Raw genomic sequence first — 19,587 nt, forward strand, 5'->3', positions numbered from 1 at the left:
TGTGTCTGAACTCCTGGTTACCCCTGCCGCAGTGCGTAGAGTACCGGCTTGCTGGGGCTGGCGTCCAGTTGCAGGCTGGTTACTTGCAGGTTCAGCAGGTATAGGCCATCCTCTACCTCATCGGGCACGAAAATCAGCTCGGTGATGGTAGCCACCTGGCGGGTGGCCTGGGGATACTGCCAGAACGCGTGGTGAGCCAGCAGCTGGCCCCCATCCTCCTCCCGGTCGACGCTGGGCAAATCCAGGAGAAGGTGCTCAATGTGCTGCTCGGCCAGGTAATGAGCCAAGGCGGGCTCCAGGTAGGTGGGGTTGGTGCCGGAGTAATGGCGGGTGCGCTTACTCCGGTGGTTAGGCAGGGTGCGCAGAACAAGAGCCTCGGGTCGAATGGCGGCCTCCAGACCGCCTTCCAACTCCCGCCGCACATCTTCCAGCAGCACTACTTCGTCGCCGTTGGCCTGGGGCCGGGGCTGCACCGATACCAGCCGGGCCACGAACAGAAACCGCCGCAGGCACCGGTCGAGGGTGGCGGCAGGGTCGGGGGAAATGTGACCGTAGCACTCAGTGTGGGTGCCGTTGCCGTGGGGTGTGAGGTGCACCCGCTGGTAGTTGGTGCTACCGCCCAGCGCCACGCTGCCCACAAAGCTGCCCACCCGAATTACCTCCACCTGCACCGGCTCGGCCCAGAAACAGTTGACCTGCCCTTCACCGGGAGCCAGCGGCAAAGAAATATCCAGCGGCGCGGCGGGGTCGAAGGCAAAGGTGCGGCCCTGGTAGGGGTAGGTAGCAAGCATGGCGTACAGAATCACGAGTATCAGATTACAAGGTTAGCGGGAAACCCTGGCATTCCGAGCAACGCGAGGAATCTGGGTTTCCCGCTAAGTGCATAATCCAGATTCCTCGCGTTGCTCGGAATGGTAAACGTATTCAGCGTTCTGCTCAGCGTGCCAAACGTAAAGCGGCAGCCGGATTTACAACCAGGAGTTCCAGTTCAATCCTCAGCTTTTGCTTCAGCCAGCTTGTTCAGAATGCGGCTGATTTCCTCGGCGTGGCTGAATACCATGAAGTGGCCGCCCCCGGGAATAAGGTATTCCACGGGCGTGGGGCCGGACGGAAATACCCGGTCGTGGGTACCCAGAATCTGGATGCTGCGGCCCACGTGAGTACTGTCCCAGTGCAGGAGGCGGGCCACGGCCCAGCGCGTGTACTGCGGCTCCATATCCCTGAGTATTTGCCTGAACAGCTGGTATTCCTCCCCATTCTGCACCCCAAAATACCACTGCCCGGCCCTAGGAAACAGCTTTAGCCACTGCGGCGGAAACAACCGATACAACCCTGAGCCACGCACCAGTTTCAGCAGGGGCGGCAGGCAGCTGGCATCCGGAATACTGCTGATAAGCACCGTGCGCAGGCGGGGACGCAACCGGTTGATTTCCAGCCCTACCACGCCCCCAAACGACACACCCACCAGCAGCCCTTCCGCCTCCGGCGGAATACCGGCGGCCATGCGGGCGGCATATTGCGGCAGGGTTTCCTGGGGCTCCGGCGTGAGCCAGGGCAGCAGGCGGGTTTCGCCGCGCAGCAAGGGCTGCAGCCGTCCGAATACCCGCTCATCGGCCCCCAGCCCCGGAATCAGGTAGAACATGGTGGTTAATTAAAAATTGAAAAGCGTTTGAATATGCCCTGCTTCCGGATGCTTACTAAAGCTGTTTAACAAGTCGTAAAAATCAACAGAACGTCACGCTCCGCTCTGCATGACGTTCCAACACTTGCTAAACAGCTTCACTGGCTGATTTTTAATTTTTAATTCTCAATTCCTAATTGATTTCACGGCTCAATGCGCAAGAACACATCCTCCAGGTAGAAGATGTTGTGGGGCTGGCCGGAGTCGTAATCCTCAGCTTCCTCGCTGTCGGCGTTCATGCTGATATCGAACGAGTCGTCGTCCTCGCCTTCTTCCTCATCTTCGAACAGGTCGGCGGGATAGGTGCAGGATAGTTTCAGGGCCACGTTGGGCAAGGGCACGGGCGGGGCAGCCTCAGTATTGTACTGCAGCAGGCAGGGCCATTCCTGCACGGTGGCCAGAGCGTCGGCCACGTCTTCCTGCAGCGCTTCGGCCCGGCTGCCGGCCAGACGCAACAGCAAATCCAGCTGCTGAAACGGCAGCCCCAGGTGAAAAAAGTGGGCTTCCTGGTCGAAATAAGTGGTAGCCCACACCGTTACGTCGTCGGAGTTATCGAATACGATGGCCGTAATCTGCACCTGCTCGATAAAGAAATCAGTGTCGTCGGCCAGGGCGTCTATTAATCGTCTCATTTTCATACTACTAGCCAATCAACGGGAATTTTGCGGTGCGCCTACCGTTGAGCGAGGCCGGAACGGCCGGCCGATTGGCTGTTTCAAAGAAAGAAGAAAAGCCGGAAAAGGCTAATCCGGGCGCTGGCTAAGCGTGTGGGGTTAGCCCTGAAACAGCTCCAGCGTAATGTGGTCGGCCAGCAGCTTGCCCGCATCCGTGAGTTGCAGATGGTTGCCCACCCGCCGGGCCAGGCCGGTACGCTGCAACTCCTGCAGGTAGGCGGCTTTTTCCTGCTCCAGGTCTACGCCCAACTCAGTGCGCAGGCGGGCGAGGTTGCAGCCTTGGGCCGTGCGCAGGCTGGTCATCAGGTACTCGTTGGCCTGGTCGCGGGGGCTGAGGTGCTCCACGGTGGCGGGCACTTCGCCGCGCTCCAGCACGGCCGCCACGTACTGCGGGTTGTTGGCCACGGTGTATTGCCGGCTGTGGCCGTTGAAGGAGTGGGCACTCGGCCCCAGCCCCAGGTAGGGCACCCCACCCCAGTACGCCGAGTTGTGCTTCGACTCGCGGCCGGGCTGGCTGAAGTTGCTGATTTCGTACTGTTGGTAACCGTGACGGGCCATTTTCTGGAGCAGCATTTCAAACTGCCGGGCCACAAACTCATCGGGCACAGCCGGAAATTTGCCCTTTTTCAGCTGCCGCCCAAACACCGTATCGGGCTCAATGGTAAGGGCGTAGCAGCTCAGGTGGGGCACCCCAAGGGCGAAGGCCGTGGCCATATCCTGCTCCCATATACCGTGGTCCGGGGCCGGCACGCCGTAAATCAGATCCACCGAAATATTCTCAAAGCCCGCCTCCTGCGCCCGCCGCACCCCCGCCGTCGACTCCTCGGCCGAGTGGGCCCGGTTCATCAGGCGCAAGTGGGGCTCGTGGAAGCTTTGTAGCCCAATACTGAGCCGGTTGATGGGCGAGGCCGCCAGCTCCCGCACTTTGGCCGTGGTCAGGTCGTCGGGATTGGCTTCCAAGGTAATTTCCGCATCCGAAGCCACGGCAAAGTGGCGGTGAATGGCCGCAAACAGCACCTCCAGCTCCGCCGCCGTGAGCAAAGACGGGGTGCCGCCCCCGAAGTAGATGGTATTGAGGGTGGCTCCGGGCTCCAGGTAGCCCTGGCGGAGCGCCAGTTCCTGCACCAGTGCATCCACCAGGCGGCTTTTCAGGGCCATGCTGGTGCTGAAGTGGAAGTCGCAGTAGTGGCAGGCCTGCTTGCAGAACGGAATATGAAGGTAGAGGCCAGCCATAATAGAGGGCCACCCCGGGTCCTCTGGGCAGAGGCAGCACAGGGGTTGAAGCGGCAAAATGTACTTTCGGGAAATTAAACGCGGGGTTTCGCGTTTCCACCTGCAAATGTACGCCCGCGCCCTCGTTATCTGCTGGTTTCTGTTGCTGTGCCGATTGATGGCGCCGCCTGTCCGGGCGCAGGGCACCACCCCGCTCAACCCGGCCGCCCCGCCGGTTTCGGCGGCACCGGCCCTGGCCCCGCCCGATTCGGCCCGGCGAGCGGCCCCGGTAGCGGTGCGGCCGGCTCGCCCCGTTACGCTACGCCTGCTCACCGAAACGGCCGACCAGCCCGTACTCCGCCCCTACCGCTACCGCACCAATCTGCCCGACTCTCTGGCGGCTTTGCGCGAAGTGCGCAACCTGGTGGTGGCCCTCCAGGCCGATGCCTACCTCACGGCCTCCGCCGATGAGCTCCGCTGGCGCCACGACACCTTGCAGGTGCGCCTGTACGTGGGCGAGCTGTTTCGCTGGGCCCGCCTGCGCAACGGTAACCTCGGCGACGGTCTGCTCACCCGCGCCGGCTTCCGCGACAAGCTATTTCGGCAGCAGCCCCTGCGCCCCCAGGAGTGGGCCCGGCTCCAGGAAAGCGTGCTGCACGAGGCCGAAAACCAGGGCTTTCCCTTCGCCACCCTACGCCTCGATTCGCTGGAACTCACCGGGCAGGAAATAGCCGGCCGGGTGGTGTTGCAGCGTGGCCCCCTGGTGCAGTTCGATTCGCTCCAGATTCTGGGCAAAACCAAAACCAAGGCTCGTTTCCTCATCGATTACCTGCAGCTGGAGCCCGGGCAGCCGTTCAGTCAGCAGCGTATTCAGGAAGCCACCCGCCGCCTGCGCCAGTTGCCGTATTTACAGCTCAAGACCGAGCCCGAAGTACGGTTTGCCCGCGGCCGGGCTCGGGTGTATTTCCTGCTCGAAGACCGCACGGCCAACCAGTTCGATGCCATTGTAGGCGTACTGCCCAACCCTAACCCGGGCCTGGGCCAGAAACGGGTGCAGATTACCGGCGACGTTACCCTGAACCTGCGTAACATCAACGGCGGCGGCAAGGGCGTGGGCCTGCAGTGGCGCAAGCTAGATGCCAACTCCCAACTGCTGGATGCCCAGTACCTGCACCCGGCCTTTTTCGGCACGCCGCTGGAAGTCAGCGGCTCGTTCAACCTGCTCAAGCAGGACACCCTGTTTCTCAATACCCGGCCCCGCCTGCAGGTGGCCTACCCCACGGCGTTGGCCGGGCGGCTGGCCGTGTTTGCCGAGTGGCGTAGCTCCCGCTTGATTTCCTCCGCCCTCAACAAAGCCACGGCCCTCCCCGAAAACGTCGATTCACAGTACGGCTCCTACGGCCTCAACTACACCTGGAACACCCTGGATGACCCCTACTTCCCGCGCCGGGGGCTACTGGTAAGCGGGCAGGGTGCTATTGGCACCAAGCGCATCAGCAAAAACGCCGATTTGCCGGAAAGCTTCTATGAGGGCGTACCGCTACGCACCCGGCAGATTACGCTGGGGTTGCGGGCCGAGCACTATTTCCGGGTGGGCCGCCAGGGCGTACTGCTCACCCGCCTGCGCGGCGAGGCCCTCATCAACAACCGCCTCTTTCTCAACGACCTGTTTCGGCTGGGCGGCCTGGCCACGTTGCGGGGCTTCAATGAGTTGAACTTCTACGCCAGCCAGTACGCCGTGGGTACCGCCGAGTTCCGCCAGTTTACCGGCGCCGATGCCTACGTATTCGTGTTTGCCGACCAAGCCTACCTGCGCCGCGACATTCCCAATGACCCCTACCCCCAAGACGCACCCACGGGCCTGGGCGCGGGCCTGAGTTTCCGCACGGGCGCGGGCCAGTTTCAGTTTGTGTACGCCCTGGGACGTAGTGAGCAGCAGCGGTTTTCCCTGAGCGCGGGCAAAATCCACTTCGGCATCACCAGCCGGTTTTAGAAGGTAAGCCGAAGGGAGAAGTAAAAAGTAAAAGAAGGTGTTCAGGAAGCTGGTGCTGGACCCGAAACTGTCATCCTTCTTCGCCGCTTGATGCGCGGAATTATCAGGATGACAACGATTTTAACTTCCCAAACAGCTTCAAAGTAAAAAGTTAACGCGTGGATGCCGCCTTTACCAGGCCACATCCACGCGTTAACTTTTTACTTTCTCTTCTTGGCTTCTCTACAGGCTTACTTCATCAGCGCGTTTTTCAACTCGCCGGCGGCCAGGCTCTGGGCCTCGGTGGCCTGGGGTACCAAGGGAGCCATGCCGAAGAACTCGTGCGTTACGCCCTCAAAATTCTGGTATTTGGTGGCTACGCCGGCCGCTTTCAGCTTGCTAGCCAGCATTTCTCCGTCGCTCATCAAGGGGTCGAGGCTGGCGGTGATGATGGTGGTGGGTGGCATCCCTTTCAGGTTGGCATTCACCAGTGAAATCATCGGGTTTTTGCCGTCGGCGGGGGTGCGCAGGTACTTGTCGAAGAACCAGGCCATCATGGGCTTATTCAAAGGCTTAGCCTGGGCATTTTTCTGATAGGAAGGCGTGTTCATGTCGTAGCCGGCAATAGGGTACACCAGCACCTGGTGCTTGGGCAGCGTTACCTTTTTATCGCGGGCCATCATGCTCACGCTGGCCGCCAGGTTGCCACCGGCGCTTTCGCCTACTACGGCCACCTTCTGCGGGTCGCCTTTGAAAGAAGCCGCATTGCGCAGCACCCACTGGTAAGCCGCAAATGAATCGTTGTGCGCCGTTGGGAACTTCAGCTCCGGGGCTTGCCGGTACGCCACCGACACGAAAATGGCACCGGTTTTCTCTACTAGCCCTCGTACTGAGGCATCGTAGGTATCCAGGTTGGCAATTACCCAGCCGCCGCCATGGTAGTACACCACTACCGGCAACGTACCGGTGGCGCCCTTGGGGGTATAGATGCGCACCTTCACGCCGGGCATCACCATGCGGCTCATGGTGTCAGCCGTTACGGGGGGCATGGGCATGTTATTGGCCTGCATCACCTTCATTACGGCATCGGCGGGCGTGGGCTGTTGTCGGGCCTCCTGGGCCGAGAGGGTTTCGATGGGCTTACCACCCAGGCTGGCCAGTGCTTCTATTACCGTCTGCATTTCGGGCTTGATGCCCGTGGCCCAGGCCGGAGCAGGGCCAGCGGGCCGCACTGGTGTAGGCCCGGCAGGCGCCGCCGGAGCCGCAGTAGTAGTGGAATCCATCGGACTGCTACTTGTAGTAGCTGAGTCGGTAGTCTGGGCCGTGTTGCAGGAAGCCAGCGTAAGTCCAGCAGCTAGCACTGACAAACCCCATTTGCAGGTAGAGGAAGAAAAGGTGTTCATGATGTTGAGGGGATTATGTAGGACAAAATACTGTTCACCTTACGCAACACCCCTCTTCACCATCGACAGAAATGCCAAATTCTGCACACAGTTGAGAATTTTACTCGTCATCTAAAATTTTTATTGCCCCTGATAATCAGGCAACCACAAACATTTTATGTATTTTTGCAGCCCCAAATATTTCGATTGTCAAAAAGGCTCGTACATTTGTATTACCAAACAGTGCGGGGTGGAGCAGTTGGTAGCTCGTTGGGCTCATAACCCAAAGGTCACTGGTTCGAGTCCAGTCCCCGCTACCTCGATAACCCGGAAGCAACTCATCTGAGCCGCTTCCGGGTTTTTTGTTTTCACAAATCCCTTGTCTGACCGACCCCAAGGTTTCTATCCGCTGCACGGGAGGAGGCATACTCGCGCGGCCGCACTTGCCACGGGTATCTGCACTGTACTAGCCCTCCGGAATCAGGGTAACGAGCTGTAGGAGCGTAACAAGCTATAGGTCGGCCGATTACTCTCAGCCCTTTTCAGGGTACTATGCAGATTGGCACTTATTCGGTAGTAGCTAACTTCGGCTACCGTCTCACTACCCCTGCCGGGTTTATCTTCCTGTGTATGCCTCAGTCGCGCTTGATGTGCTGTGTTTTGCTGGTTGCTATAAGCGCCCCGCTCTGGGGGTATGCCCAGGCAGCGGGCCCGGTGGTTACCACCAAGCAAGGACGGATACGGGGCATACAGGAGGGTACATTGCGCGTGTTTCGGGGTATTCCGTACGCCCAGGCACCGGTAGGGGCCCTGCGGTTCCGGCCACCGCAGCCACTGAAAAAGTATCGGGGTGTTATGGCGGCCACCCGCTTCGGCAGCCAAGCCACGCAAACAGGCGGCCCGGGTGGTGTGCAGGGTTCCGAGGATTGCTTATACCTGAACGTATGGGCTCCGGCGCTGCCCCGTAATGTGAAGCGGCCGGTGGTAGTGTGGGTACATGGTGGGGCCTTTACCGGGGGCTCAGGGCAGGAAAACGACACCTGGACATTTGCCGCTCAGGACACGCTGGTGGCGGTGAGCATCAATTACCGTCTCGGGGCACTGGGCTTTCTGCAACTGGGCAACACACTGGGCCCGCAATACGCCGAAGCCGGCAACTGCGGCTTGCTGGATGCTACGGCAGCTCTGCGCTGGGTGCACGAGAATATTGCGGCCTTCGGCGGCGACCCAAACCGGGTAACGGTAATGGGCGAATCGGCGGGGGCTAAGCTAATTGGTGGGCTGCTGGTAACACCTGCGGCCCGGCCGCTGTTTCAACAGGTTATTCTGGAAAGCGGCGCCGTGCAGGCCATTCGTGACACGGCTACGGCGGCTGACGTAACGCGCCGGCTGCTGCAGGAACTGCACTTTACCGATACCCGCACCCTGCTCACGCTCCCAGCCGCCGAACTCATTCGGGCGCAGGCTCACCTTACTGATAGCACCCGCGGCCTACAGGTATTTGGGCCGGTGCAGGACGGGCGGGTGATTCCGAGGGCTCCGCTGGAATATCTGCGCCAACCGGGGCTGGCGCCGCTGCGGGTGCTGCTGGGCAGCAATTTGGAGGAAGCTGGCCTGTTCACCGGGCCCGCCTCGGTGCTGCACACGCCCAGCCAAGCTGCATTGCAGCAAGTATTCGGAGCCCGCAACAGCCCGCAGGTGTGGCGCGCTTATCAGCAGCGCCGCCAAGCTCAGCCCGATTTAACTGCCTGGAACACTACCCTCACCGACTACCTATACGGCCTAGCTACCTACCGCCTAGCCACTGCATTGGCCGCGCAGCAGGTACCTACCTGGCTCTACCGCTTTGAATGGAGCAATGCTACCCTGCGGCCCACTCACGCTCAGGAGTTGGCCTTTGTGTGGAATGCGCCCCAGGGCACCTCGGCGGCCGCTACAGTGGCCGCCTCTGGTACACCCAGCAAAGCCGCCGACCCCAACCTGGCCGCCCAGATGCACGCATACTGGGCCCACTTTATTAAAACCGGGGAGCCGGGTGCGGCTTGGCCCCAATATTCAGCTCCCGAAAAGCCGGTTATGCTATTCAACCGCCACAGCCGCGCGGAAGTTATACCGGCCCCGTATGAGGACGCTACCTTTCCGGTGCAAGGCTACGCACGTTAGCCCGGCCGTATCAGCTTGCCGGGCAGCAGCACTTCATCGTAGAATGGCACATCCTCCGCAGTGGCAGCTTTGAGGTAGCTAAAGGGTGGTACACGCTGGGCTTCAGCGGGCTAGCGCCCCTGCCGCCGAGCATTAACGATATTCGCCTGTGGTAGCTCCAATCTGCCTTTTTATGTATTTCTTACGCCCGGCTGCCGGGAGGTGCTAGAACCAGGAGGCTACCAGCGGCATCAACTGTTCCAGTGCTTGCTGGTCGTGGTGGTCGAAGTCGTTGAGCTGGTCACTGTCCACGTCGAGCACGGCCACCACTTGCCCATTCTTTAACACCGGTACCACTATTTCCGATTTGGATTCGGAACTGCAGGCAATGTGCCCCGGAAACTGCTCCACATCGGGCACCAGCAGGGTGGCGGCCTGCGCCCAGCTGCCGCCGCATACGCCCTTGCCACGCCGGATGCGGGTACAGGCAATGGGCCCCTGAAACGGGCCCAGCACTAGCTCGTCTTCTTTCACCAAGTAAAAGCCCACCCAGAAAAACCCGAAAGCCTGACGCAAAGCGGCTACGGTATTGGCCAAGTTGGCTACCAGGTCCGGCTCACCGGTAGTCAGGGCCTCAATCTGGGGCAGGAGCTGGCGGTACTGCTCGGCTTTGGTGAGGGTGGTATCGAGGTGAAGTTCTTCGGCCATAAAGTAAGGAGACAAGGGGGTGCACGGTATAACCGCTCGATGGCTCCAAGGTTGGGCGGGCGGCGGGGGTAAAGGTACGCCTACTGCCGCCCATGCCGCTTACTTCTGGCCAATCTGGCAGCACAGGCTTTACTGGGCGGAAAGATGTTGTATTTTACGGCTGCAGATACTCGCTATTGTTCAGCCAGTTATCGGCGCACCCACCCCACTTTTCTACTTTCCTGGCTCCCGCCCCCGACCAGTACCGCCGAGGGGCCCGTACGTAGGGCTCGGCCTGCGGCTTACTTTCTGTTCTTCTGTCCCCAATCCCACAACCATTCCCACCCACTTCCCACATGCGCAAAGTTGTTCTGTACATTGCCACCAGCCTCGATGGGTACATAGCCTCCCCCGATGGCTCGGTGGAGTGGCTACCCACGCCACCACCCGGCGAAGACTATGGCTACGCTAATTTTCTGGCCACCGCCGATGCTACGTTGCTGGGCCGCGCCACCTACGAGCAGGTGCTCACCTTTGGCGAGTGGCCCTACCCTACCTTAACCAACTACGTGTTTACGCGCCAGCCCCCGCGGGAGGCAGGGCACCCCTCCGTGCAGTTTATCACCGAAGACCCAACCCACTTTGTGCGGGAGTTACGTCAACAGCCCGGCGGTACCATCTGGCTGATTGGGGGCAGCACGCTGGCTTCCCCGCTGCTGGCGGCCAGGCTGGTTGATGAGCTGATGCTGTTTGTGGTGCCCCGGGTGCTAGGAGCCGGCATTCCGCTCTGGCGTCACCAAGACCACGCCCAGCCCCTGCACCTGCTGCGCAACCAAGCCTGGCCCGATGGCATGATGCTGCTGCACTACCGACTGATTGAACCGGCAGAATAGTCCGGCCCTGTGCTTTTAACCGGAAAACGGAATAGCTTCGCCCGTCGAACTATTCCGTTTTTTATGTTTTCAGCTATCCGAATTTTCCTGCTTACCGTGCTGCTGGCCGGCGCGGGTACTACTCTGTACGCCCAGCGCCCCCTTACCGGCATTGTGCACGATGCCCAGGGCACCGCCGTGCCCTTTGCCGTGGTGGAGCTGCCCGCCCACCACCTCGGGGTGCAGGCCAATCAGGATGGATACTTTTCACTGCCCCTGCCCACCGGCCTTACCTCCACCGATTCATTGGCTGTTTCGGCGTTGGGCTTCCAGCGGCTCCGGCTGCCGGTGCCGGCCACCGCCGCGACCCGGTTGCAGCTGCAGGCGCTGCCAGTGTCCTTGGCGGGTGTAACCGTGCACGCTACCGCCATTGCACCGCAGTGGCTGGGCCCCGAGGAAGATACGGAGCGGTTTGGGTTCAGCCAGAATGGCCTCTCCCCGGAAAAAAATACGGGTTGGCAGGTAGCCCGGTATTTCCAACCAGCGGCCGCCGGCTACCTAACCGGAGCCCGCTTCTTTGTAAATGGCAATGGCTCGGGCAACTGCGACAAAAAGCTGCTGAAGACGCCGTTTCGCATCCGGGTGTACACGGCCGACGGCCCCAACGGTGGCCCCGGCACCGATTTACTGACTGCCTCCGTGCTGGCCTCTGCCGCTAAAGCCGGCTGGGTAACCGTGGATCTGCGGCCCTACAACCTCGCTTTTCCGGCTCAGGGCGTTTTTGTGGCCATGGAGTGGGTGTACACCTCCGACCAGTTTCTGTGCTCCTACCAATACACGCAGCTACCCACCAAGGAAAAGAAAACGGGCACCCGCTACGGGCAGTCGTTGGGCGGCCGGCTCACACCCGAAACCCAGACGTGGTACTACACCATCACCTACGGCTGGCGGAAGTTTCAAACTCGGGACCAGACTGGCCAGCAGCGCATTGGTGACGCCGCTATTCAGGCCCAGTATATGCCCTAAAGCAACGGCTACTTCCCGCGTACTACGCAAAACGGCTGCCCCAGTATGTGGAGCAGCCGTTTTGTGTTTGTATCAGAATCAGAACGAATTCGTGCTTAGAAAAGCGTTGGGGCAGTGGTTTTGAGTTGGGCAATGATGGTTTGCCCGCCCTTCACTTTCTCCCCAATCTGCACTTTCACTTCGGTATCCACGGGCACGAAAATATCCACGCGGGAGCCGAACTTGATGAAGCCGAATTCCTCGCCCTGGCTTACTTCGTCGCCCTCGTTCACGTACCACACAATGCGGCGGGCCATGGCCCCGGCAATCTGCCGGAACAGCACGAACGGGCCGGCTTCCGACTCCACTACCACTGTGGTACGCTCGTTTTTGGTGCTGCTTTTAGGGTGCCAGGCCACCAGGTAATTGCCCGGGTGGTACTTGAAGTAGCGCACAATACCCGAAATGGGGTTGCGGGTAATATGCACGTTAATCGGCGACATGAAGATGCTGATTTGCTTGCGCACATCGTCAAAATATTCCGGCTCATGCACGTCCTCAATTACCACCACTTTGCCGTCGGCCGGGGCAATCAGCAGGTCTTCGTGGGTGAAGAGGCGGCGGGCCGGGCTGCGGAAAAACTGCAGCAACGTGAGGAATACGATGACGGAAATGCCAGCAAATACCTTATTAAAACCGTCGTTTTCAGCATTATAGCGAAACAGCAGCAGGTTTGCGGCCAGCAGGGCCAACAGCGTAAAGAACAGAATACGTCGTCCTTCTTTGTGGATCTTCATAAACAGCTGATTTGCGCTGAATACGGAAAACTCCCGTACTCAGACGCTTTTTTCAGAAACAGAGGGCGGCCGTCAAATCGTTTCACTCGTGAAACGGCTGGCCGTAGTGCACAAAGATAGCCCGAGCCACCGGCCCGGGCTATCCTGCAAACAAATATAATGAGTCAGGGCATATGCCCTAGTGCACTGTTGAGCTTTCGGTTAGAAGCCCCCGCGGAACTTGTATGTTTGGGCTACTTTGTCGATGGCCACTACGTAAGCGGCAATGCGCATGGGGATGTTATACTTCTGGCTGGTGGCGTATACCTTTTCGAAGGCATCGGTCATGATGCGGTCGGCGCGCTCCGTTACCATTTCCTCGCTCCACTTGAAGCCCTGGCGGTTCTGCACCCACTCAAAGTAGGATACCGTTACCCCGCCCGAGTTGGCCAGAATGTCGGGCACTACCATGATGCCTTTCTCATTAATGATGGGGTCGGCGGAGGCGGAGGTGGGGCCATTGGCACCTTCCACAATCAGCTTAGCTTTAATGTCGTGGGCGTTGTGCTCGGTAATTACGTCTTCCACGGCGGCGGGCACCAGCAGGTCTACGTCGGCGGTCAGCAGGTCGTCGGCGTTGTCCATGAGGGTAGCCCCGGTGAACCCATCGAGGCGGCCGCTGTGTACGTTTTTGTAGGCTACGGCTTCATCAATGTTGATGCCGTTCTCGTTCCAGTACGCCCCCGACACGTCGGATACGCACTTGATTTTCACGCCCTGCTCGCTGAGCAGTTTGGCGGCCCAGGAGCCCACGTTGCCGAAGCCTTGTACGGCCGCCGACGTTTGGGTGGGGTCCATGCCCAGCTTCTTCATGGCAGCCAGCGCCGATACCATAACGCCGCGGCCGGTAGCCTCGGTGCGGCCCAAAGAGCCACCCATTACCAGAGGCTTGCCGGTTACCACAGCGGGTGAGGTAGCACCCACCGTCTTGCTGAACTCGTCCATCAGCCAGGCCATTTCGCGGGGGCCGGTGCCCATATCCGGGGCCGGAATGTCCCGGTCGGGGCCGAACACATCCTTCATGGCCAGGGTGTAACCCCGGGTAAGGCGCTCAATTTCGCCGGCACTCATTTTGGTTGGCTCGCAGATGATACCGCCTTTGGCACCGCCATAGGGAATGTCAACCACGGCGCACTTCCAGGTCATCCAGGCGGCCAGAGCTTTCACCTCGTCCAGGTGCACGTTTTTGTCGTAGCGGATACCGCCTTTGCTGGGGCCCAAAATGGTGTTATGTACCACGCGGTAGCCTTCAAATACGCGCACTTTGCCGTTGTCCATCGTCACAGGAATGTGCACGATGATCTGCTTGTCGGGCGCTTTGAGTACGTCGTAAGTTTCTTCGTCGAGGCCGAGGATTTCGGTGGCCACGTTGAAGCGCGACATCATCGATTCCAGGGGGTTCTCGGCATCCACGCGGGGAGCCGGTTCTTTGTACACCGTGGTGGCAGCCATACGGAGGTGGGGGTTGGGGTGGGTGAGAAATAAACTACGGCAGCTAAGCTGGTGGGCAACCTGGCTACGCGCGGAAATTTTGGGTGGTCAAAGGTAAGCGGTTTACTGCATACGCGGCCCGGCCGTTGTGCCGAAGCTACTCAGCCAGCGCACTAGCGTGAGCGACGTAGCAAACTCCGTGCGAAATGCCGGTGAGTTTGCTATTTTATTATTCAGTTTCTTCTATTCTTTGCAATACATCCGTGGATTTACTGCCACAAAAAAATCGGGCAACTTTCAACGGAAAGTTGCCCGACAGTCAGCTGATTACCAGTTTTTGTAATCTAGCCCCAGAGCAGCTGCAGCAAGGCCAGTACTGGCAGAATAAACAGAAACGCATCGAACCTATCCAGCAAGCCGCCGTGCCCCGGCATGATGCGGCCCGAATCTTTCACGCCCACGCTGCGCTTGAGCATGGACTCGGCCAAGTCACCGAGGGGGCCGAACACGGCTACTGCGCCGGCGGCCACTAGGCGGTAGGTAAGGGAAAGCTCGGGCAGCAGGTAGCCCAGGCCCCAGCCCACTGCCAGCGTCAGCACGAAGCCCCCGATGGCGCCTTCCCAGGTTTTGCCAGGCGAGATTTTAGGAGCCAGCTTGTGCTTACCAAACGTTTTGCCGGCCGCGTACGCCCCCGTATCGGAAGCCCACACCAGCAGCAGCAGCGCGAAGATGCGGCGGTAGTCGTAGCCGGTTTCGGTAAAGGCCACCACGTTGAGCAGGCTCATGGGCAGGCTCACGTACAGCAAGCCCAGCAACGCCACGCCTACATTAGAGAAGGGCGAGAAATCCTGCTGCTCCCGGGGCCAGGCGGCCATTTCCCGCAGGATGAGGACGACAGGCAAGAGCAATATCAACCCTAACATGCCTTGTATCAACAGTGGCGCTGCCACTTGTACTTGTATTCGAAGAGACGTTAACAATTGCCCTACACCACTATCAGATACCGATAAATTTGACTCAGCAGCAATAGGAGGGTAACCAGTAAGATTACCTGATAACAAGTCGGAGTAGATATAAATCACCGTAAATATTAGTATGCTAATCCCGCCACCCAGCAGCGCGGCTGGCTTGTAGCCGGCGTGGCGCATCATGCGGTAGAACTCCCAGAGCATGCGCATCTGCACGGCCCCGAAGAACAGGGCAAACGTCCAGGCGCTGTACCACACGCTGCCTAGCAGCAGGGCGGCCCCAATCAGCCCGAAGATGACGCGCTGGGACAGGTTAGACATGCCCGGCTTGTCGGCGGGTGGCTCGGTGGTAGCGGGCGTGGGGGCGGGAGAGGTAGTCAAGAGAGAGGTACGGAGAGGAACAGGGAGAAACTTGGCCGGCCGCAGGGGCTAGTTGGCTTTGGTAGCATCAACACCATCGTGGCTGAGGGTGCGAGACGCTGCTGACGTAGGCGCCGCCGGCCGGCTGACAGCCACGCCCCGGGCACCCAGCGTGTGCATTTCGGTGGGCAGCGCATCGGGGCGGGGGGCCTGGGTTTGCTGGTAGAGGTACCACAGCCCAGCCGCGCACAGCCCCAGCGAGGCCAGCACCCAGTACCAGGGCAGGGCCTCGGTGGAGTCGGGGTCAAAATCAGAGGAAGACCACTCGCGCTGCCGGGCATACAGTAACACCAGCTGAAAAGCATTCTGGGCGAAGTGGGCCGCTATGGGCACCAGAATATTGCGGCTCCATTCATATAGATACCCTAGTACCAAGCCCAATACAAACCGCGGCACAAAGCCCTCGAACTGCATGTGAATGGCGCTGAACACAATGGCCGTCAGCCAGACCCCCGTGTGACGGCCGGCCCACTGCACCAGGTTGCGCTGCAGCACGCCCCGGAAAAACAGCTCCTCACTCACGGCCGGTATAATGGCCATTACCAGCACCGCCACCCCAAAGCGCAGGGGCGAGGAAAAGTTGGTGAGAATCTTCAGGATAGCATTGGCCTGCTCTTCCTTGGCTACGGCCCAGGCCGGCAAATCCCACCCGGCGTTCCAGGCAATGAGCACCGACATGGCCGGCAGGCTCGCCACAATAATGAGCCCGGCCAGCAGCGGCCAGCCCGCCGGCACCGGGCGGCTGGGCATAAAGTAATCGGCGAGCTTGTTACCGGTAAGAGCCGCCAAAGCCAGGGCCGCACCGCCCAACCCGCCCAGCAGCAACACGCCCTGGCTCAGCATAGATACGCCCCAGCCATTTGGGTAATCGGCGGGGCGCTGGGTCACGTTGCCCATGTCCTGCATGCCCACCCCAAAAAACAGGTAGTTGAGTACCATCACCAGAAGGCTGGCCACGCAGAAAGCGGCCAGCAGCAGCACCATCAGCAGCCCTAGGTTGGCAAAGGGATGTAATCGGCTGGAGACGAAACCTTTCATTGATTTTAGGGCTTAGTGCTTGGATTTTAGTGCTTAGCGGCGGATAAGCTGGCGTGGGCTTGCTGGCTACACCGCCTACGCACCAGGCACTAGCAGCCGGGCACTAAATCCTATTGTCGTAAATTTGCGCAAAATACTAGAATAGACTGCCGTGGTCCACATCCGTAACATTGCCCTGCCTGATTTTCCGCTTTTGCTCGCGCCCATGGAGGACGTGTCGGACCCGCCGTTCCGGGCCGTGTGCAAGCAGGGCGGGGCCGATTTGATGTACACCGAGTTTATTTCCTCGGAAGGCCTGATCCGGGCCGCCGCCAAAAGCTGGCAGAAGCTGGATGTGTTCGACTACGAGCGGCCCATCGGCATCCAGCTGTTTGGCTCTGATGTGGAAACCATGGGCGAATGCGCCCGCATCAGCACCGAGGCCGGACCCGACCTCATCGACATCAACTACGGCTGCCCGGTGAAGCAGGTGGCCTGCCGGGGTGCCGGCGCGGCCCTGCTCCGCGACATCCCCAAGATGGTGGAAATGACGGCCGCCGTGGTGAAGAACACCCACCTGCCCGTAACCGTGAAAACCCGCCTGGGCTGGGACGACTCCACCAAGAACGTGGAGGATGTAGCCGAGCGCCTGCAGGATATTGGTATTGAAGCCCTCACGGTACACGGCCGTACCCGCGTGCAGATGTACAAGGGCGAGGCCGACTGGGACCTGATTGGCCGCATCAAGAACAACCCGCGCATCAAAATCCCCATCTTCGGCAACGGCGACATCGACTCGCCCCAAAAGGCCGTGGAGTACAAGAACCGCTACGGCGTGGATGGGGTAATGATTGGCCGCGCCGCCATCGGCTACCCCTGGATTTTTCGGGAGGTGAAGCACTACGCCGCCACCGGCCAGCTGCTGCCCCCACCCACCGTGGAGGAGCGGGTACAGGCCTGCCGTATGCACTTCGAGAAAAGCCTGGAGTGGAAGGGGCCCCGGGCCGGCGTGTTTGAGATGCGCCGCCACTACGCCCAGTATTTCCGGGGCCTGGAAGGAGCCCGCCAGTGGCGCACCCGCCTCGTGGACAGCAACGACCCGCTGGAAATTCACAGCATTATGGACGAAATTATTGCTGCCGAGCCCGTGCTGGTGGGGTAGCCTATTTTCAATCGTCGAAACCGGATAAAAGCGTCATTCTGCGCTCTGCTCAGGATGACGCTTTCTATTTGTTGCTCTCTTTTATACCTCCTCACGCGTTATGCCCATTGATACTCCTGCGCCAGCCGTTACGGCCGCCCCCGAAAACCCGCCCGTAGCGCCAGCGCCCCCGCACCGCGTTCCGGCCTCGGCCTGGGGGCTGCTGGTGCTGCTGGCTACCATCTGGAGCACCTCCTTCATCCTGATGAAGAAGGGGTTGGTGGTGTTTTCGGCGGTGGAATTGGGGGCTACCCGCGTAACCGTAGCCGCTTTGATTTTGCTGCCCTTTGCTCTGCGCCATGTGCGGCAGGTGGAGCGCAGCCGCTTCAAGTGGCTGCTGCTGAGCGGAGTTATTGGCACGTTGCTGCCCGCTTTTCTATTTGCCTACGCTGAAACCAAAATGGCCTCGGGGCTGGCTGGGGTCCTCAATGCCCTTACCGTGGCTTTCACGCTACTGATGGGCGCCTTGTTTTTTGGGCAGCGGATTACGGGGCTGCGGCTGGCGGGTATTGGCGTGGGGCTACTAGGTACCGTGGTGCTGATTGCCGTGGGTGGCAGCGGGGGGACGGCCACGCCCACCGGCGAGGGCAATGCCTGGTACGGCCTCTACATTGTGCTGGCTACCATGGGCTACGGCATTAGCATCAACATGATCAAGCACCACTTCCAGGGTATTCCGGCGGTGGCAGTTACGGCCCTGCTTCTCATGCTCATTGGGGGGCCGGCGCTGCTGTATTTGCTGCTGGGCACCGAGTTTCTGTATAAGCTCCAGCACGTACCCGGTGCCTGGACGGCCTTTGGCTACATTGCCCTGCTGGCCACCATGAGCACGGCCGTAGCCATGGTGCTGTTCAACAAGCTGATTCAGCAGTCTACAGCTCTGTTTGCTTCTTCCAACACCTACCTGGTGCCCGTTATGGCCCTGGCCTGGGGCGTGCTGGATGGGGAAGTTATCAACGCTTGGCACCTGCTGGGCATGGCCATCATCCTGTTTAGCGTGTTCATCATCAACCGGGCGAAGTAAGGTGCCTGAGCAGAAAGATTTGCGTACTCTCTGCTCAGGCACCTCCGCTACCGGGCTCAGGAGAACTGCTTAGAAAGCAGCTTGCACCCCAAACTGCACCCATTTGTGGGTGCGAGCCCCAATAAACTCCGGTGAAATCCACACCGCGGAAGCCGTGAGTCGTAAGCCTGCATAGCCCAGCCCAAGGGTGCCGGTACCTTTGGCTACCGTGCGCCGCACGGCCGAGGCAGGCAGGGTATACGGGTTGTCGGAGCGAAGCAGGCCCCCTTGCAGGGTAGCGTTGTAGCCCACCAAACGGCCTTCAAGTTGCGCTTCGGTGTACAGTTGTGCGCGGCGCTGCCCAGGTTGGCGGCTCACACCCAGGTTGCTGAAATAGGGCTGCAACAGGCCCGCCCGCAGCCGGCCCCCCACGCCGGCGTGGGTATACAGTGTGCCCAGCGAAGCATTTACGTCGCCGACTAACTCAGCAGCACGGCCCACGGCCAGCACCTGCTTTTCCAGCCGCGCTTCGTAGCCCAGCACCACATCGTTGCGGATTTGGTAGTCCCAGCCCCGGGGCGTGGGCGCACCCAGCCACTCGTGCAGGGTGGTTTGGAAGCCCTTGGCCCCGGCCGCCGGCCCCATAAACCCCAGATTCAGGGCGGTAGTGAGACGGTAGCGGCGGGCGGGCTGGTTGGCAACCCGAAACAGATGGGCATACCAGTAGGAGGCGTATGGCCGGTCAGCAAACCGGATAAAGGGGTCATGAATGCGCAGGGGCGTAAACCCATCGTAGTGCAGCCGGACGCCGTGGTACAGGGCGCTTCCTCCCGGAGTTGGGCCCAGCACGTAATTAACGGGCGAGTAACGCAGGGCGGGCAGCACTACGCCCCCGGTCATACCCTGGGTGAAGTAGTAATCGGTCCGGAAGAAGGCGTCGTTGGCAAAGGTGTAGAACAGCAGGCGGTCGGGGCTGGTCCGGGTGCTGTCGGGGTGCTGGGCTTGGGCCAAAGCGGGCAGTAGCAACAAGGCAGGCAAGAGGGAAAAGCGCATCAATACAGGATTTCTATTACCTACGCAGCTG

The 19,587-nt window shown here is 60.2% G+C and carries 17 protein-coding genes and 1 tRNA gene; 7 read left to right on the top strand and 11 right to left on the bottom strand.

Annotated elements, in window-relative coordinates; genetic code table 11:
• Positions 1–17: 17 nt before the first annotated feature.
• The 4 genes from ROI90_RS05765 to hemW all read right to left on the bottom strand — a co-directional run bounded on the left by ROI90_RS05765 (position 18) and on the right by hemW (position 3,588).
• Positions 18–791, bottom strand: coding sequence for a cyclase family protein (locus ROI90_RS05765; protein WP_315997383.1), 774 nt, complete (start codon positions 789–791; stop codon positions 18–20).
• 197 nt (positions 792–988) lie between these two features.
• The gene (locus tag ROI90_RS05770; RefSeq protein ID WP_315997384.1) at positions 989–1,642 is read right to left on the bottom strand and encodes an alpha/beta fold hydrolase; all 654 of its coding nucleotides are present in this window, start codon (positions 1,640–1,642) and stop codon (positions 989–991) included.
• Between the two features lie 182 nt (positions 1,643–1,824).
• On the bottom strand, positions 1,825–2,313 hold the full coding sequence (locus ROI90_RS05775; RefSeq protein WP_315997385.1) for a hypothetical protein: 489 nt from the start codon (positions 2,311–2,313) through the stop codon (positions 1,825–1,827).
• A 141-nt stretch (positions 2,314–2,454) separates the two neighbouring features.
• The gene (gene hemW, locus ROI90_RS05780) at positions 2,455–3,588 is read right to left on the bottom strand and encodes a radical SAM family heme chaperone HemW (RefSeq protein ID WP_315997386.1); all 1,134 of its coding nucleotides are present in this window, start codon (positions 3,586–3,588) and stop codon (positions 2,455–2,457) included.
• Between the two features lie 157 nt (positions 3,589–3,745).
• On the opposite strand from hemW, the gene ROI90_RS05785 reads away from it, so the two are divergent.
• Positions 3,746–5,560: a BamA/TamA family outer membrane protein gene (locus ROI90_RS05785; protein ID WP_315997387.1), complete on the top strand. Its 1,815-nt coding sequence runs from the start codon at positions 3,746–3,748 to the stop codon at positions 5,558–5,560.
• Between the two features lie 230 nt (positions 5,561–5,790).
• Here ROI90_RS05785 and ROI90_RS05790 read toward each other — a convergent pair whose 3' ends face one another.
• Positions 5,791–6,942, bottom strand: a complete 1,152-nt coding sequence (locus ROI90_RS05790; RefSeq protein WP_315997388.1) for an alpha/beta hydrolase — start codon at positions 6,940–6,942, stop codon at positions 5,791–5,793.
• Between the two features lie 223 nt (positions 6,943–7,165).
• Here ROI90_RS05790 and ROI90_RS05795 point away from each other — a divergent pair.
• Positions 7,166–7,238: transfer RNA gene (locus ROI90_RS05795), tRNA-Met, on the top strand.
• A 313-nt stretch (positions 7,239–7,551) separates the two neighbouring features.
• Entirely contained in the window at positions 7,552–9,084 is a 1,533-nt protein-coding gene (locus ROI90_RS05800; protein WP_315997389.1) for a carboxylesterase/lipase family protein, read from the top strand.
• A 204-nt stretch (positions 9,085–9,288) separates the two neighbouring features.
• On the opposite strand, the gene ROI90_RS05805 is transcribed toward ROI90_RS05800, so the two are convergent.
• Positions 9,289–9,771 carry a GAF domain-containing protein gene (locus ROI90_RS05805; protein ID WP_315997390.1) on the bottom strand — a complete coding sequence of 161 codons (483 nt, stop codon included), beginning with the start codon at positions 9,769–9,771 and terminating at the stop codon, positions 9,289–9,291.
• 335 nt (positions 9,772–10,106) lie between these two features.
• On the opposite strand from ROI90_RS05805, the gene ROI90_RS05810 reads away from it, so the two are divergent.
• Together ROI90_RS05810 and ROI90_RS05815 are read left to right on the top strand one after the other, a co-directional pair.
• On the top strand, positions 10,107–10,643 hold the full coding sequence (locus ROI90_RS05810; protein WP_315997391.1) for a dihydrofolate reductase family protein: 537 nt from the start codon (positions 10,107–10,109) through the stop codon (positions 10,641–10,643).
• A gap of 63 nt (positions 10,644–10,706) precedes the next feature.
• Positions 10,707–11,648, top strand: a complete 942-nt coding sequence (locus tag ROI90_RS05815; protein ID WP_315997392.1) for a peptidase associated/transthyretin-like domain-containing protein — start codon at positions 10,707–10,709, stop codon at positions 11,646–11,648.
• A 95-nt stretch (positions 11,649–11,743) separates the two neighbouring features.
• Here the strand turns inward: ROI90_RS05815 and ROI90_RS05820 are convergent, their stop codons facing one another.
• The 4 genes from ROI90_RS05820 to ROI90_RS05835 form a co-directional block, all read right to left on the bottom strand.
• Complete coding sequence (locus tag ROI90_RS05820) at positions 11,744–12,424, bottom strand: phosphatidylserine decarboxylase family protein (RefSeq protein WP_315997393.1); 681 nt, start codon at positions 12,422–12,424, stop codon at positions 11,744–11,746.
• Positions 12,425–12,625: 201 nt separating this feature from the next.
• Positions 12,626–13,915 (bottom strand): Glu/Leu/Phe/Val family dehydrogenase, encoded by a 1,290-nt coding sequence (locus ROI90_RS05825; protein WP_315997394.1) that lies wholly within the window; start codon positions 13,913–13,915, stop codon positions 12,626–12,628.
• A gap of 323 nt (positions 13,916–14,238) precedes the next feature.
• Positions 14,239–15,243, bottom strand: a complete 1,005-nt coding sequence (locus ROI90_RS05830) for a phosphatidate cytidylyltransferase (RefSeq protein ID WP_315997395.1) — start codon at positions 15,241–15,243, stop codon at positions 14,239–14,241.
• Positions 15,244–15,291: 48 nt separating this feature from the next.
• The gene (locus tag ROI90_RS05835; protein WP_315997396.1) at positions 15,292–16,320 is read right to left on the bottom strand and encodes a CPBP family intramembrane glutamic endopeptidase; all 1,029 of its coding nucleotides are present in this window, start codon (positions 16,318–16,320) and stop codon (positions 15,292–15,294) included.
• Between the two features lie 151 nt (positions 16,321–16,471).
• On the opposite strand from ROI90_RS05835, the gene dusB reads away from it, so the two are divergent.
• Entirely contained in the window at positions 16,472–17,461 is a 990-nt protein-coding gene (gene dusB / locus ROI90_RS05840) for a tRNA dihydrouridine synthase DusB (RefSeq protein ID WP_315997397.1), read from the top strand.
• 100 nt (positions 17,462–17,561) lie between these two features.
• A complete protein-coding gene (locus tag ROI90_RS05845; protein ID WP_315997398.1) occupies positions 17,562–18,524 on the top strand; it encodes a DMT family transporter in 963 nt (320 codons plus the stop codon).
• 69 nt (positions 18,525–18,593) lie between these two features.
• On the opposite strand, the gene ROI90_RS05850 is transcribed toward ROI90_RS05845, so the two are convergent.
• Positions 18,594–19,556: a lipid A deacylase LpxR family protein gene (locus tag ROI90_RS05850; RefSeq protein WP_315997399.1), complete on the bottom strand. Its 963-nt coding sequence runs from the start codon at positions 19,554–19,556 to the stop codon at positions 18,594–18,596.
• Between the last annotated feature and the right edge of the window lie 31 nt (positions 19,557–19,587).

It is taken from the genome of Hymenobacter endophyticus, from assembly GCF_032464715.1.
In the GTDB taxonomy this organism is placed as follows: Bacteria; Bacteroidota; Bacteroidia; order Cytophagales; family Hymenobacteraceae; genus Hymenobacter; species Hymenobacter endophyticus.